The 16,054-nt window shown below is 37.3% G+C and carries 12 protein-coding genes; all 12 read right to left on the reverse strand.

Annotated elements, in window-relative coordinates; genetic code table 11:
* Positions 1-3 precede the first annotated feature (3 nt).
* The 12 genes from LC084_RS09885 to LC084_RS09940 all read right to left on the reverse strand — a co-directional run bounded on the left by LC084_RS09885 (position 4) and on the right by LC084_RS09940 (position 16,047).
* Positions 4-1,170 carry an acyltransferase family protein gene (locus LC084_RS09885; protein ID WP_226570968.1) on the reverse strand — a complete coding sequence of 389 codons (1,167 nt, stop codon included), beginning with the start codon at positions 1,168-1,170 and terminating at the stop codon, positions 4-6.
* A 178-nt stretch (positions 1,171-1,348) separates the two neighbouring features.
* Entirely contained in the window at positions 1,349-2,911 is a 1,563-nt protein-coding gene (locus LC084_RS09890) for a glycosyltransferase family protein (RefSeq protein WP_226570969.1), read from the reverse strand.
* A 65-nt stretch (positions 2,912-2,976) separates the two neighbouring features.
* Complete coding sequence (locus LC084_RS09895) at positions 2,977-4,452, reverse strand: glucosyltransferase domain-containing protein (RefSeq protein WP_226570970.1); 1,476 nt, start codon at positions 4,450-4,452, stop codon at positions 2,977-2,979.
* 1 nt (position 4,453) lies between these two features.
* Positions 4,454-5,368 carry a glycosyltransferase family 2 protein gene (locus LC084_RS09900; protein ID WP_226570971.1) on the reverse strand — a complete coding sequence of 305 codons (915 nt, stop codon included), beginning with the start codon at positions 5,366-5,368 and terminating at the stop codon, positions 4,454-4,456.
* A gap of 2 nt (positions 5,369-5,370) precedes the next feature.
* On the reverse strand, positions 5,371-5,727 hold the full coding sequence (locus LC084_RS09905; RefSeq protein WP_226570972.1) for a GtrA family protein: 357 nt from the start codon (positions 5,725-5,727) through the stop codon (positions 5,371-5,373).
* 511 nt (positions 5,728-6,238) lie between these two features.
* Positions 6,239-8,080, reverse strand: a complete 1,842-nt coding sequence (locus LC084_RS09910; RefSeq protein WP_226570973.1) for an acyltransferase family protein — start codon at positions 8,078-8,080, stop codon at positions 6,239-6,241.
* Positions 8,081-8,301: 221 nt separating this feature from the next.
* Entirely contained in the window at positions 8,302-9,285 is a 984-nt protein-coding gene (gene wzzB, locus LC084_RS09915; protein WP_226570974.1) for an LPS O-antigen chain length determinant protein WzzB, read from the reverse strand.
* Between the two features lie 207 nt (positions 9,286-9,492).
* Complete coding sequence (gene gndA, locus LC084_RS09920; RefSeq protein ID WP_036115118.1) at positions 9,493-10,902, reverse strand: NADP-dependent phosphogluconate dehydrogenase; 1,410 nt, start codon at positions 10,900-10,902, stop codon at positions 9,493-9,495.
* A 122-nt stretch (positions 10,903-11,024) separates the two neighbouring features.
* On the reverse strand, positions 11,025-12,191 hold the full coding sequence (locus LC084_RS09925) for a nucleotide sugar dehydrogenase (RefSeq protein WP_226570975.1): 1,167 nt from the start codon (positions 12,189-12,191) through the stop codon (positions 11,025-11,027).
* Between the two features lie 16 nt (positions 12,192-12,207).
* On the reverse strand, positions 12,208-13,644 hold the full coding sequence (gene wbaP / locus LC084_RS09930) for an undecaprenyl-phosphate galactose phosphotransferase WbaP (RefSeq protein ID WP_226570976.1): 1,437 nt from the start codon (positions 13,642-13,644) through the stop codon (positions 12,208-12,210).
* Positions 13,645-13,688: 44 nt separating this feature from the next.
* Positions 13,689-14,870, reverse strand: a complete 1,182-nt coding sequence (locus tag LC084_RS09935) for a glycosyltransferase family 4 protein (protein WP_226570977.1) — start codon at positions 14,868-14,870, stop codon at positions 13,689-13,691.
* Positions 14,848-16,047 carry a glycosyltransferase gene (locus tag LC084_RS09940; protein ID WP_226570978.1) on the reverse strand — a complete coding sequence of 400 codons (1,200 nt, stop codon included), beginning with the start codon at positions 16,045-16,047 and terminating at the stop codon, positions 14,848-14,850. Before LC084_RS09940 ends, LC084_RS09935 begins: the two co-directional genes overlap by 23 nt.
* Between the last annotated feature and the right edge of the window lie 7 nt (positions 16,048-16,054).

The following is a 16,054-nucleotide window of genomic DNA, read 5'->3' on the forward strand; positions in this document are numbered from 1 at the left end:
ATTTCACCACGATTTTTTCCCAATACGAATTCCTACTCTTTCAATGTAAAGATATGTAAAGCAACTTAAAGAAATAATTATTGTAATAGTAATCAATAGCGATTGCATATAACCAAAACCATGAACTAATAAAAATTTAAAAAGTATTGTATAACAAAGACCATGAATCAAATAAACACTAAAACTAATTGCACCCAACAATTTAAGAGGTATTGCTGTTAGCACTCCAAAAAAAGAATTATTGTGGCATACAAGTAAAAATAAGAAGCCTAAAATTAACGTCGGGAAGAAAGAGTATGCCTCTGAAAAATACAAGCTACACAAGAACAAAGAAAATAATGACAAAAGAGAAAAAACGTCAGTATTTAAGCAAAAGGAAGAAAACCAATTGACTCTTTTAAAATGAGCACACGAAGCCCCAATAATGAAACATAAAATATGTGAGCGCTGCCATGGTCCAATTGCAACGTTATTATAGTTTAAAAAGGATAATAGAATAAAAGATAAAACAAGGAATATCAATGATGTCTTAAGTCGTCGAGTAAAAACAGATAACAATGGCAATACCGTGTAAAAAGACCATTCATACGAGAGAGTCCAAAAAACACCAGCAACTAAAGTTTTACTCAAAGGGAAGCCATTTATATTAGGCGTTCCAAAAAAATCAAACGTAAACCAGAAGAAAGCATCTCTAAGATAGGGATAAAACTCTATTGAACCTCTTGCATTCAATAGAACATAGCAAAAAGCCAACAATACCACTATAATATATAATGGTATTATTCTAAAAAAGCGTTTGATATAAAATTCAATCCAATTTAGGTCTTTTCCATTTTCAAGGATTTTCCCCCAAAATAGGAAAGCAGTTATCATGAAAAACACCGACACACTAATTCGACCAAGGTAATCAATTATAACATGTATATAATTATGACCAATATAGTCAAGTGACCAGGTTCCATACGTGGCATAACCATAGAAGAAAAAAGAGTGATGAATTGCGACAGCCAGAGCTGAAAGTCCCCGCAAACCATCGATAGAATCATTATCCCCCCGGGGGGATAACTCATCGAGAAACTTATTTTTAAAAATATTCGCAATTACAAATGCCACAAACAAAGACAATAAAACGCTCAACACAATAGAATGAAATATATATTCAACCTGCATTTATTATGATGTCCATGCATAAAAACAAAGTTATATAAACATAACATAAAAAATGAAAAAATCAATACATCCGATAATTAGCAGCATTAACCTCACACAAGAATACATTTACTTCAAATTAATTAGTGGACCATATTTACAGCCCACTAATTACAGTCCACTAAAAATCATTAGTCCACTATGATTTTTTAAAAAGACAAATTCGGTAATAAATCAGATAAACCCAAGATACCAAACTTAACGCAATCCCAAATAAAAATATCAACATAAAATTATGTGAATATTTCACATGAGCAATATTAGGCCCTTTTTTTGCTTCATACAAAAAGTAGCCATCCTTAGGATTATAGATACCATTGATAGTTAATGCAGTATATGACATAACAGGTAGCCGACAAGTCATGTCATTATCAACATTAAAGCTGAAAAAAGGGAGACCGTATTTACCACGATGCATACTATATGGAATAGTCACATTCTTTTTATCATGAGACTGACATAACAAATATTTATTATCAGAAGATAGTTTCAATGCATTTTTAAGCGCATAATCTGAAAAAACAACATTGTTACTACCGCGGAAATTTTCCTTGGTAATATTATAGCTATTATGTGATTTTTCTGATATCCAAGAAGACATCAGACTGATAATAACAATACAAGCCAATAAATGTGGGCTCCTTATTTTATCAAATGACGAAACATTAACTAAAATTAAAAAAATCAAAAAGGGAATTAACCTCCACATATATTGAATCTTATTAAGCGCATAGAAAACATGTGGCAGAAACGAATAATTAGCTGCGCAAATTATTAAAACGACTACAATAGCAATAGGATAAATTATTTTCTTATCAATATGATTAACCATGGAATATACAAAGATAAAAAATATAGGCCATCCGATACCCAAAGACATATTAGCCAATTTTCCGCTTGTTATTTTTTCTCCAGAAATTAAATCATATAAACCAATACTCTTTTCGCTCATATTAGGGAACCAATTTGTATCCATAATAGGAAAATCTTGGTTATGAATAGAAAATAATAGTGGCAAAAAATAAAATGAGGTTAGTAAAATTGAGAAAACCAGCGATTTTAAAAAGGGGAGAATCTTACACTGGTTAAATATTAAACAAATTGCGGAAACTAAAATCCCGCATAAAAAAAGTGGAAGATTAGATAACAAAAGCCCGGAGATAGAATATGACATAAAGAAAAAAGAATTTTTCTTCTCTATATTCCCTACTAAAGCAACAATGAGCAATGGGATGAAGCTTATAGCTAAAGATTCTGGAATTGAACCCCGTATAAATATATTGTTAACCTGATAAATAGAGAAAGAAAATAAGATAGAAAGCAATAGTGAGCGTTCTTTTTTTAACCCTACCACATCAAAAGCAATGTAGGAGTGAAAAAAGGATAAAAATATTATAATTGCAGATAGTATCTTTAGTGAACCATTCAAGTCATTGCTTAGATATAATAATCCTGAAAATATAAAATTCTCTAATGGCGGATAAAATAGGTTCCATGAATAACCTGGGTATTTGGGATTAGAGAAATCGAAAAAAGTCGGAACTTGGCCATGATGAATTTCGGACACAGTTGAAACCGCCCTATCGATATGCGCAATAAGATCAAATGTCAACCATGAACCGTCACTAAATAATGGAAGCCATGATATATACATACAAATAAGGATAACCATATATATAGAGATATTTCTTACCTTATTCATTCCCCACCCTCTTCATTCTGATCACCTTTAATCACAGACTACTTTTGTATTATCCATAATAAATTTTACTTTGTAAGGCAATTAACAGTACCTAAATAAACAATAATATCGAGGTCATTCTCAAAAATGCTGTACTGATTATTTACAATTAGAGGCTCCATTTTACCCTCACATACAGATCGGGCAAGTTCCAAAGTATGAATACGATATTGAGATGAAAATTTCACATTTTTCACACCGTTATCAACCAAAATCTGACTCAATGTCATATCATACAAATTATTACTAATATAGCTAAGTAGCTTGAATGTTTTTTGGGATGTTTTGAAGGATTTAGAATCATTCGTCTTCCCATAAATAAAAATAGGTTTTACGATATTGTGAGCTGAAAGATCCCTGGAAACACTACTTGAAATGTATGTATCATACTTCTCTTGGTGATATAAACCAGAAGTTGAACCATAAATAATCCCAATAGTAATAAAAAGTAAACAATATGATATTGAAACAGTTAAATAACGCAAAATTGGTGTAGATACATAACAAACACACAGCATCCCGAAGATAAAAAAAGCGGCTGGGAATAGGACTCTCGGGGTAAAATACCCATTTTTCAATATTAAATTAATTCCAGCAGAAAATAAAAAGAGTAGCGAAATTGAAATCATAACGATAAAGATTGAGAAAAAATTACTCTTACTATACTTAGTAGACTTAAAAAATGGAGGAACAATTGAACATAAAAATAAAATGAAGATCAATAAAAGTATGAAAGAACCAACATGAGAGTACGAGTCTTTAATGACATCATACACCTCATATAGTCTTTTTCTAAAAATTTCAATATAACTTGTGTTTAACGAGACCAAACTCCCTCTAGCTTCTGATACAGGCATTGTAAACTTTACAATAAACAAAAAATACAGGACATTAGCAACCAGAAATGAAATAATTGATTTCACTATCATGCTGTTATTATTCTCTATATTTATACTCTTTAGATAAAATATAATCACAAGAATTGGATAGATAGAAACAGCGGGTTGATAAAATGAAGCAGAAATAATTAAAAGAATACAACTTAATAAATATTTTGACTTACACGTGAGGGACCAGGCCCATACTGAAAATAATATCGAAAGTGTCATCGAAAGTGAATCATAACGATAAAGGATATTACTGAACACCATCGGATTTATGACAGAAAGTGAGCACAATAAAATATTTTCAATTCTAACTTGATTGAATAGTGTAACAGCAAGAAGATATATAATAAAAGCCATCACCCCAATACTTAATAACTGAGGTAAAGGAGTTATATCAGGCAAATTTGATGACCCCAGACTGAGTACAACCATCAAATATTCAGTTAGTGGTCTTCCTAAGCCTATCCAACCAAAATAACCATTGATTGAACGAGTAATATCATCTACGAAATACAACCTCTGCGAAATCAATGGATAATATGAAAATAAAGATATAATAATCCCTGAAAGGAAAATTTTCGCTTTAGATAACTCTTCATTAAAAATATTTGACATATTACTTCCTTTTAATTATATATCGAGGTCTTTCCTTCACTTCCACATAAATTCTTCCTATATACTCGCCAAGTACACCTATTCCTATTAATTGCACCCCACCTAAGAACAGAATAGATACTAATAATGAAGGATAACCATGAACAGAATTCCCCCATATCAAGGTATCTACTATTATATATATGCCATAACATAATGATAAAAAGGCAATAAGCAATCCCATATATGACCATACACGCAAGGGTACCGTTGAAAAGCTAGTAATTCCTTCCAACGCAAGATTCCATAGCTTCCAGCCGTTAAATTTGGACTTCCCTGCAACTCGCTCAGCCCTAACATATTCGACAACGTCAATATTTCCACCTACCCAAGATAAAATACCCTTCATGAAGAGATTTCTCTCGGGTAACATTTTTATATGGTCTACAATATCTCTACTCATAAGACGAAAATCACCAACATTTTCTTCTATTTTTGGATTACTAATCTTATTATGTATACGATAAAACCACTCAGCTGTTTTCCTTTTCAAACGACCATCTGTAGACCTATCCGCTCTTTTAGCAAGAACCACGTCAGCACCATTAAGCCATTTGTTAATCAATTCAGGAATAACGTTAATTGGATCTTGTAAATCAACATCAATCGGTATAATCGCCTGACCAGTAGCGTTATCTAGACCAGCAAATAATGCAGGCTCCTTGCCAAAGTTACGTGTAAATGATAATGACTTAACTTGAGGATCGGTTAATGCTAAAGTATTTATGATTGATTCTGTAGCATCCTTACTCCCATCATTAATAAAAACAATCTCGACATCATATTCTTTTAATTCTTTTGAGCCTCTAACAGATTGATAAAAAAGAGGTATTGCGTCCTCTTCATTGTAGACCGGTACGACTAACGAAATTTTCATATTCAATTCCTGAAGATAATGAATTTAGAATAGGCAAACCCAGCGATTAAACTAATCGCTGAAAAAACAACCAGAGTAATAACACCAGGAACGTGCAATTTATCTGCAATATGGCCAGTTAATGCAGCCAATCCGCCCATAAAAATAACAAATGCGGCATATCTTGCTAATGATGCTCTACTTTTAAATGTCCAGAGTGCATTCATAAAGAAACTGAAGGTAATAGCAACACAAAATGCTATTAAATTAGCGTACGCCTGCTTAAAACTAAAGAAAAAAAATAGTGTAGAAAAAATAGCCCAGTGGATCATAGTGTTCAATATACCCACCGAAAAATAACGAGCAAATAACTTTATCATTTGATTATCTGAGTTGTTCAAAAAATTTCTGATAGTTTATCACTATAAAATAGCATTATCGACATTAATCCATAAATTACTAAAAAACAAGTAATTACATAGAAAAACGACTTAACTTAGCCTAATCGAGCACCTTTTCGCACAATAACTTGAATAGATAAAAAACATTAAAATCAATAAGTTAAATAAAAACCTTGCATGTCAAGTATTTTAGCTAATGAAAACGATGATCTAACTTTAGCGTACTACAGGAACTTGAGAAATCGCTAAGCAGGCCTATAACTATGACATCCCATTATAGTATATAAATAGTTCTAATATATAGCGGATTGATTTATACATCGCGTTAATAACGTCTCCAAGCAGTTAGCTTGCTTTAAAGAAAATAATTAATGCAGATCAAGGTGAGATTGATTCATCTTATAAAGATGAACTAATCTCTTACTACGCATAAAAACATCAACAATGTAGCAACGTTGAAATCTGTATAATTAATCGCTTTGCTCCGTTGCTAATTATTATTTTCTATTTTTTTCTTGATCATCTGCACAATAGATATTGCCCAGTCCTGTGTCAAATGGTCAGTATCGAATAACATTGGATAATTTTTATCCGAGACAAAATTGCATTCATTATTATCATCACATCCGAAGTCATAAATATTGATATACTTGACATTATATTTTGGCAGTGATTCTTTTAGCATATTATTAACCAGATCCACACTTTTATTTCTATATTGATTAATTCCTGTACCACCCCTAACTCGAATAAGAGACGGCAATTCTTTATCAAAAACCTTCGTTTGCCCAATAATATAAATATCTGCATTTGTTTTTCCTTTTAACTGCTTAACTGCGTTAGCAATATTTTCAGGAAGTGTGCTGGTATCTTTTACGGCTGACCAATATGCAGATATAAAGATCACATCGACGTTGCTGACGCTCTCGATTTTTTTATACACTCTATCTGTCAAATTTTTACATTCTTCTCTTTTTGCTTCACCAGGAATCAATAAGCATGAACTTAATGTCGCCTGCATGATATTGTAGTTTGAGAACAGCTTTTTAAATGACAGGGACATATCTGCCATATGGCTATCCCCCAGCAGCAAGATGTTTTTCTTTTGCATTGAAGGGCGCATGCAATTTTCTATATCATATGACTGGCCGGGTTTACCGGTGTAAAAACATGAATAGGGTTTACTACCGAACTGTTTTCTCCCATCGTCAGTAAGTTCATAAGCACGGCCATACCTGTCCATTGCAAGCTTTGCTGGCGAAATCCATAATTTGGAAATTTGAAATTCGACACAAATAAAACATAAAATAATTACCAATGTAGCTGTGCTAAATATCTTTACATCAAATTTTTTACAATTCTTCTCCACTAAATAATATGATGCAAAACCTAATAGTATTGATAATAATGACAATCCTATTTTTGACGAAATTGTTGGTTCATATGCTAAGTTGTATGCCAGAGCAACTAACGGCCAATGAACTAAGTAAATTGAATATGATGCATTACCTAGATATTGTGCAATATCGAAACGCAGAATTGTTTTTTCATTATTAACCCTTGCATGTAACAGTATTGCTGTAGCAAGAGTTGGAATAAGCATGCTCAGGCCAGTCCACTGGTCATTGTAATTTGACCACACACAAAATAATATAATTACAGAAATAGATAAGAACTGAGTTAAGGAAGGAAAGGGATTTTTATAAATAAGAGAGGATGCAAATGCACCTAAAAATAATTCCCATGCCCTTGTAGGTAAAAAATAAAATGTAGCTGAAGGATCTATTTTTTCATACCAAAGACATAAGAATAAGGATGTTAAAAAGAATGCCCCATATACCAAGCATGATCTCTTTTTGAAGAATTTAGTATGTGCGATCAAAAGAGCCAAAGGAAAAATCAAATAATACTGAAACTCAACACCGAGTGACCATGTATGTAACAACAAGAAACTATCCGCGTTAGGTGAAAAATAACCAGTTGTTGCATTGTAGTAAAATATATTTGACGTAAAAGTGAGAGTGCTTAGTACCTGCCCAAAAAGATCGGACAGTAACGAAGGTGGGAAAATAGCTATTGTTATAAAAGTTGCTATTATTGTTGTTGAGAGTAGTGCTGGATAAACTCGATTTATTCTTTTTTTATAGAAGGCTAAAATCCATCTCTTTTCGCCAACCATCTTTGCGCATATTTCATTCATTAAATATCCTGAAATAACAAAGAAGATATCTACTCCAATATATCCACCATCAAAATAAGGAAATTTAAAATGGAAAAGAACCACTAGTAAAACTGCTATAGCTCGCAATCCATTAATATCGCGCCTAAACATTTTCACTCCAGATAAGTATATATCTATTCATTTTTTATTATTGTATTTTATATCATACGAGAATTGTTTTTTCGAGTAAAAGTTGAGACATTTTCTAACATTTCACTACACTTATACGCATTTCATTATAATATAAATTTAGTTACACCCGTTTAAAATCAAAAAAAACCGCCCCTAATTGGGCGGCATCTTTCAATCAATTTCTTGTAAAAAATCACTTATTAATAACTACCCCGCCGAAATGCACCTTTTAACAGCACATAACCTGCTCCAAGCGCACCACCAATAATAACAGATAAAATAAGAATTATTAAACGCTTTGGACTATCTCTTTTGACAGGTAGGTCAGGCTTCATAATATAACGAAATGTTGATAAAATACGTTTATCTTTTTTAATTGATTTGACAGCAAGTAAGTTTTGTATAGCACTATAATAATCCACACTCAATGGCAATGGTGAATCTTTATAGTTTTTAATCATTGAGTTAAGTGCATCACTTCCCAAAGTAAATAACGTGTCGTCTGTAATTCCTGTGGAATTCTGTAGCTGACTCGTTTTTATATTAGATTGTTCAGCAATTACCAACGCCTGGTTTAATACTTTCAAGCGCTCGTCTTTCTTTTGCTGGGCAGTTTGTTCCAGAGAATTAACATTATTATTTAATTCTTCTATACGCGCATTAATGTTAGCTGTTAAGTCGCCATCAATATCTGTAACTATCGAGCTATCCACTTTGCTAAGGTATAATTTTAGCCGTTCCTGAGCTTCGATTGCATTATCACCCACATAACTAATTAATAATTGATCGGGTCTGTCTTTACTTAAAGCTTCACTGCTCAATTCTTCCTTAACTTCCTGATTTTGTAATTGTAATGATAATGCGGCTAACCCCCCCTGGAATCGGCTAAAAAAACTGGTTTGAATATCATGAACTAGCGGAGCAGCTCCAGGATATAAAACATTCATAGCCTGCGTATATGCGGATACCTGCCCTGAATCTGGAAGAGTAACGATAGCAGTTGATGACCATTTTTCTTGTGCAGTAAAGGCGTAGGTAGCCCCTAAAATCAGGCAGATAACAACAAAAATGGAAATAATTTTTTTCCCTGCCCATAACTGCTGGATAATATCGATTAAATCAATCTGCTCAGATTGTGTTCGCTCATTACTGCTGGGAACTGCATTTGTATCTTTGCTCATCATTGCTTTTCAGCTCGCTTAAAAAAAACCAATTTTTATGGGTGAGATCCTTCAGAACTGCACAGTAAACACCGTTTTATTTAAAGAATCCATCAGGAAAAAACTGAAAACAAACAACAGATAACACAGTGTAGAGATGATTTATAGATTTTGCCTGCAAAAAAGCCCGGCAAACCGGGCTTATCAGTAAAATGTATTACTTGAAACGGATTAATCCAGCCATTCGGTGTGGAAGATGCCGTCTTTATCAATACGTTTGTATGTGTGTGCACCAAAGTAATCACGCTGAGCCTGAATCAGGTTAGCTGGCAGCACTTCTGCACGGTAGCTGTCGTAGTAAGCGATAGCGGCAGAGAAAGTTGGGGTTGGAATACCGTTCTGCACAGCGTAAGCCACTACATCGCGCAGCGCTTGCTGGTAGTCGTCTGCTGCTTTTTTGAAGTAAGGTGCCAAAAGCAGGTTAGCAATAGACGGGTTCTGCTCGTAAGCATCGGTAATTTTCTGCAGGAACTGGGCGCGAATAATACAGCCAGCACGGAAAATTTTCGCGATTTCGCCGTAATTCAGATCCCAGTTGTATTCTTCAGAAGCAGCACGCAACTGAGAGAAGCCCTGAGCATAAGAAACGATTTTACCCAAATACAGAGCACGGCGAACTTTCTCTGCGAATTCTGCTTTATCACCACTAAAGGTTTTCGCCTGCGGGCCACTCAACACTTTGGAAGCGGCGACACGCTGCTCTTTCAGGGAAGAGATGTAACGGGCAAATACAGATTCAGTGATAAGAGACAGCGGTTCACCCAGATCCAGAGAGCTCTGGCTGGTCCATTTGCCGGTACCTTTATTGGCAGCTTCATCCAGAATGACATCGACCAGGTAATTACCGTCTTCATCTTTTTTGGTGAAGATATCTTTGGTGATATCAATCAGGTAGCTGCTCAGCTCGCCTTTGTTCCACTCTGTAAAGGTGGTGGCCAGTTCTTCGTTAGACAGGTTAAGGCCCTGTTTCAGCAGAGAATAAGCTTCAGCAATAAGCTGCATATCGCCGTATTCAATACCGTTGTGAACCATTTTCACATAGTGACCCGCACCATCTGCACCAATATAGGTAACGCAAGGCTCACCATCTTCGGCTACCGCAGCAATTTTAGTCAAGATTGGGGCTACCAGCTCATAGGCTTCTTTTTGGCCACCAGGCATGATGGAAGGGCCTTTCAGCGCGCCTTCTTCACCACCAGACACACCAGTACCAATGAAGTTAAAGCCTTCCGCAGACAGTTCACGGTTACGGCGAATGGTGTCCTGGAAGAAGGTGTTACCGCCATCAATAATGATGTCGCCTTTATCAAGGAACGGTTTCAGGGATTCGATGGCCGCATCTGTGCCAGCGCCAGCTTTAACCATCAACAGGATACGACGCGGAGTTTCCAGAGATTCAACGAACTCTTGCACGGTGTAATAAGGTGCCAGTTTTTTACCCGGGTTCTGGGCAATCACTTCCTCAGTTTTTTCACGTGAGCGGTTGAAAACGGAGACGGTATAACCACGGCTTTCAATGTTGAGCGCCAGGTTGCGCCCCATAACGGCCATACCGACTACGCCGATTTGTTGTTTGGACATTACAAACTCCTGTCTTGGGGATAATCACTGCGGTGCACTGCAGCTAAATGTATCTATGATGTTAACTCAAGCCTGCTGCTTGTGGGTAGCCTTTGGTGCACTTACCCTACGGCAGTAGTAGTTCAATCGTTACCAAATAAATCTCTTGTATAAACTTTATCCATAACATCGCTGAGTTCTGCCGACATACGGTTGCTCACAATGACATCGGATTGTTGCTTGAAAGCTGCAAGGTCGTTCACTACCTGAGAGTTAAAGAACGCAGGTTCATTGAGCTCGGGTTCGTAAACAATCACAGGAATACCTTTTGCCTTAATACGTTTCATGATGCCCTGAATGGACGACGCCCGAAAATTATCAGAACCACTTTTCATGATAAGGCGGTATACACCCACAACCTTTGGGTTACGGGCAATAATAGAATCAGCAATAAAGTCTTTACGGGTACGGTTGGCATCTACAATTGCACTAATCAGGTTGTTCGGCACAGAATCGTAGTTTGCCAGCAACTGCTTGGTATCTTTTGGTAAGCAATAACCACCATAGCCAAAAGACGGGTTGTTGTAGTGGCTGCCAATACGCGGATCCAACCCTACTCCCTCTATGATTTGGCGAGAATTCAGCCCCATAGATTCTGCATAGCTGTCCAGCTCATTAAAATATGCCACCCTCATTGCAAGATAGGTGTTGGCAAACAGCTTAATGGCTTCTGCTTCAGTGGCATCGGTATACAGCACCGGCGCATCTTTTTTAATTGCCCCTTCAACCAACAGCCCGGCAAAAGTCTCTGCTCGCTGTGAGCGTTCGCCAATAACAATGCGCGACGGATAAAGGTTGTCGTACAACGCTTTACCTTCGCGCAAGAATTCTGGTGAGAAGATGAGGTTATTCGTGCCAAAACGTTGTTTGGCCTCTTCAGTAAAACCAACCGGAATTGTGGATTTAATGACCATCACCGCATCCGGATTGAACTGCAGTACATCCTTGATAACAGACTCAACGCTACTGGTGTTGAAGTAGTTGGTTACCGGGTCGTAATCTGTTGGTGTAGCAATGATGACAAAATCCGCACCTTTATAAGCAGTTTCTTTATCAGTTGTCGCGGTAAAATTTAATGCTTTATTACTCAGGTAATCCTGTATTTCTTTATCCGCAATAGGGGACTGCTTTTGATTCAGCAGAGTTACCTTTTGCTCAACAATATCCAGCGCAACAACTTGATGGTGCTGCGAAATTAAAATGCCGTTTGAGAGGCCTACGTAGCCAGTACCTGCAATTGTGATTTTCATAACCATCTCTTAAAACTCAATATGCACCTTTTCTGAATAAGACCACACTGACAGTCTTAAACAAAATGACAATATCATTCCACAGTGACCAGTTTTTTACATACCACGAATCAAAATAAACCCTGGTAGTATAATCGACATCATTACGCCCACTAACTTGCCAAAGTCCAGTCATACCTGGTTTAACCATCAAATAGTAATCGACATCATCTGAATAGCGTTCCAGCTCTTCCTGGATTACGGGCCGGGGGCCAACCAAACTCATTTCGCCTTTAAGTACATTAAATAACTGGGGCAGTTCATCCAAACTAGTCTTGCGGATGAAACGGCCAATAGGTGTTATACGCGGGTCATCTTTTAGCTTAAAATCTTTATCCCATTCTTCGCGTGCTGCGGGGTCATTTTCCAAGAGTTCTTCAAGAACTTCTTTGGAATTCATAACCATAGAACGGAATTTATAGCAGTTAAATGCCCTACCGCGCCGGCCTATACGGCTATGTGCATAAATTGCTGGCCCACCATCACGCGACACTTTGTACCACAAATATAAGAAAAGCGGCGATGCCACAGCCAGAATTCCCAGAGTACAGATAATATCAAAAGTACGCTTAATTACCCTGGAAGAATTCTTCGACAGGTTATTATGTACTTGTAGCAGTAGTACTTCATGGCTAAAAATAAATGACATACTTGTGCCATATAGTGGAAAGCCACGTAGCGAAGGAATAATCGTTACATTTCTGCATTTGTGTTTTGCTAGAAATCGCAACCAATTTTCAAACTTCTCTTTTTCATCAAAATCACAGGCAATAACAAATTGAGTGGAATATGAATTAAACCGAACCAGCAGTTGTTCAGGGTCACGAATAACAGGCCGTTCCTCTAACTCGGTCAATTCAGAATCCGCATCACAAAAGGCATCAATTTTAAACCCTGATGCTTCTTCACTTTGCAGTGCATAATATGCATCACGTGCATTTTTGCCAGCACCCAGTATAACTGTGCGTTTCTTCCAGTACCCCATTTTATCTAAAATACGTTTAGTCACCTCCCTGAAGAGAGGAACTAAAATAATGGCATACACCCAGCAATAAGCCCACACATAGCGGGAAAAATGCCATTTTGAGAATGCAACCAGGGCAAGGTCAAATATTGAAAAAATAACAATGGTTCTTAGAGTTTCTTTTAATTCAGACCAAAATGGCTTTTTCTGCGCATAGTGGCGAAGACGAATCCAAAACCAAAGCACACATAATGTAGTCAGGATAACATGCGAGAAGATCCGCACATCAATTTGTAACATCGGCATAAAGGTGTTGAGGTCGCCGAGGAACAGAACCACGGTTAAAAACGAGAGCCCCAGAGCAACATTTAACCAGATAAAATCTGAAAGCATCAGCGCACTACGGCAAATAAACTCTCTCTTATGGTCGTTAAATTGGCTACTTTTCATTGATTGTTCCCTGGCACGAACAAGTGGTTAGTGCCTGCTGCTGTCTACTTTCCTGAATTGACATACGTATTTTGTGTTTTTTGGGCCTGAGTATTAATTAACCCTTCGGAAAAATCATGCCAGGCCGTTTCCACAAAGTTCTGGATCTCATCACGGAAGCGTTGTTCTGAAAACGTTAGTGCATGTTCACGGCAATCTGCCGGGTTAATTACGTTACTGTATGTTTCAAATACGTTCACAGCTTCACATATTGCATTAGCCGTTTGTTCAAAGAAAAACACACCTGTTGGTTTTTCACTACCCAGCGGCTTCACCGTTTCCAGGCAACCACCTTTACCGTAAGTAATCACTGGGGTTCCACTAGCTTGAGCTTCCACCGGGGAGATCCCGAAATCTTCCTCAGCAGCAAAAACATAGGCCTTCGCACGTTTCATGTAATCGACAAGTGACGCATCATCCAGGTACCCCAAAAGCGTTATATTTGGCGTTGCAAGTTTTTTGATCTTCTCCATTTCAGAACCATCACCAATCACCACCAGTTTTTTATCTGGCATTTTGGCAAAAGCGCTCACAATCAGATCAACGCGTTTATAGGGTACCATGCGGCACGCTGCGAGGTAGAAATCTTCTTTTTGGTCACTATATTCAAACTTATCAGTATTCACTGGCGGGTAGATAACATCGGCTTGTCGCCCATACACCTTGTTGATTCGGCGAGCAATAAACTGCGAGTTACCTATAAAATGGTTAACTCCCGCGGCAGTACGATAATCCCAAATACGAATTTTATGCAGCAAATATTTTGCCACCCATCCTTTCAGCCCCTTGTTCAAACCTGCTTCACGCAAGTATTGGTGTTGAAAATCCCAGGCATAGCGAATTGGAGAGTGAACATACGATATATGAATCTGGTCAGGGCCAGTAATCACCCCTTTAGATACTGCATGGCTGCTGGAAATAACAACATCATAAGCAGACATATCCAGTTGCTCGATAGCAAGTGGCATCAAGGGTAAATAGCTTTGGAATTTTTTAGCAGCCTTAGGAAGGCGCTGAATAAATGTTGTAGTTACTGGCTTGTTTTTCAGAAAACCACGCTCCTCAGGTTTTAAGAAATCACAGACTGCGAAAAGATCGGCATCCGGGTAACAGTTCAAAAATTGTTCAACCACCTTTTCGGAACCCGCATAAGAACTGAACCACTCATGTACGATCGCGACTTTCATTACGTTTCTCATTAATCAAATTAAACATTTTTTCTGTGCGGGACTGATAGGTATATTGCTGTGCCAACTCCTGGCATTGCTCAACAGAGACACGCTTGCCGGAAGTGATATCTTCCAGTGCAGCTATAAATTCTTCTGGTGTATGGCCTATCCGGGCATAGTCTTTGACATCACAAAGAGAAGGCAAGTCTACACTGACAACGGGCTTACCTGCGGCAAGATACTCAAAAAACTTCATAGGAAACATTGATGCTGTGTACTCGTTCAAATTATTCGGCAGCAATGTTGCGGCGAACCCTTTAAGGTACCCCGGCAAATCCTGGTAAGATCTGGCCCCAATCAGGTGGATATTGTTGTGCCGGGTTAGTTGGGAAGCATCCGTATTAGGATCCCCTTCCCCTACATCCCCAATCATTACAATTGACCATTCCGGGTGCGCGACAGCAATCTCTTCGACCAGAGAAAAATTCACTTTATAACCACTAATGGCACCAATAAAACCAATTCGTGGCTCTGCTATTTCCGCAAGGTCTTCGGGAATGACCGTATCTGCCTCAAGTGCCTTAGAGAAATGGTTGTAATCTGCTACATTGGAAAAATAATAGACTTCGTCACTCCATTGCTTACGTGTTTTAAGTAATGTCAATGATGTAACAAAGTTAATATCCGCATTGCGTACTAAATCTTCTTCCGCCTCTTGCAGGATATCCACTGGCATTCCTGGCTGTGCTTTAATTTCATCCACACAGTGGTAAACCGTATAAATAAAATTTTTCAATGCCAGAAAGCGGGTTGTAAGTGGATTGTATGTCCACAGTGTTTTATTACTAAACCCAAGCCGCCAGCACCAAAAATTCAGAGCAGTAGTTAAGATGAATTTATTCAATTTACGCACAAACGCGTAATTGTTAAATGGTATAGAAATAGGTGACCATACCCAGATATTATCTCTAACCTTACGCGGAGCTTTTATTGCTTTAACCAGACGCCGAATAATTCGTGATAGATCCTTTTTATTAACACCAGGCCTGCGCAGACCCAGCGACTCAATATAAAGCACCCGGTGCCCACGTTTAGCCAGTTCCAGAGTAACATGTTGTTTGTTCGTCCAAAAAGGGTTATCCCAGTCTGCGGTTGATAAAACAACGATATCTTTAATTTCTTTTTTTCTATTCATATTCAAT

The organism is Mangrovibacter yixingensis (assembly GCF_020523985.1).
Lineage (GTDB): Bacteria > Pseudomonadota > Gammaproteobacteria > Enterobacterales > Enterobacteriaceae > Mangrovibacter > Mangrovibacter yixingensis.

Bases quoted from the DNA above. Each gene is read 5' to 3' on its own strand.
- LC084_RS09885 (WP_226570968.1), bottom strand. From the start codon at position 1,170: ATGCAGGTTGAATATATATTTCATTCTATTGTGTTGAGCGTTTTATTG.
- LC084_RS09890 (WP_226570969.1), bottom strand. From the start codon at position 2,911: ATGAATAAGGTAAGAAATATCTCTATATATATGGTTATCCTTATTTGT.
- LC084_RS09895 (WP_226570970.1), bottom strand. From the start codon at position 4,452: ATGTCAAATATTTTTAATGAAGAGTTATCTAAAGCGAAAATTTTCCTT.
- LC084_RS09900 (WP_226570971.1), bottom strand. From the start codon at position 5,368: ATGAAAATTTCGTTAGTCGTACCGGTCTACAATGAAGAGGACGCAATA.
- LC084_RS09905 (WP_226570972.1), bottom strand. From the start codon at position 5,727: ATGATAAAGTTATTTGCTCGTTATTTTTCGGTGGGTATATTGAACACT.
- LC084_RS09910 (WP_226570973.1), bottom strand. From the start codon at position 8,080: ATGTTTAGGCGCGATATTAATGGATTGCGAGCTATAGCAGTTTTACTA.
- wzzB (WP_226570974.1), bottom strand. From the start codon at position 9,285: ATGATGAGCAAAGATACAAATGCAGTTCCCAGCAGTAATGAGCGAACA.
- gndA (WP_036115118.1), bottom strand. From the start codon at position 10,902: ATGTCCAAACAACAAATCGGCGTAGTCGGTATGGCCGTTATGGGGCGC.
- LC084_RS09925 (WP_226570975.1), bottom strand. From the start codon at position 12,191: ATGAAAATCACAATTGCAGGTACTGGCTACGTAGGCCTCTCAAACGGC.
- wbaP (WP_226570976.1), bottom strand. From the start codon at position 13,644: ATGAAAAGTAGCCAATTTAACGACCATAAGAGAGAGTTTATTTGCCGT.
- LC084_RS09935 (WP_226570977.1), bottom strand. From the start codon at position 14,870: ATGAAAGTCGCGATCGTACATGAGTGGTTCAGTTCTTATGCGGGTTCC.
- LC084_RS09940 (WP_226570978.1), bottom strand. From the start codon at position 16,047: ATGAATAGAAAAAAAGAAATTAAAGATATCGTTGTTTTATCAACCGCA.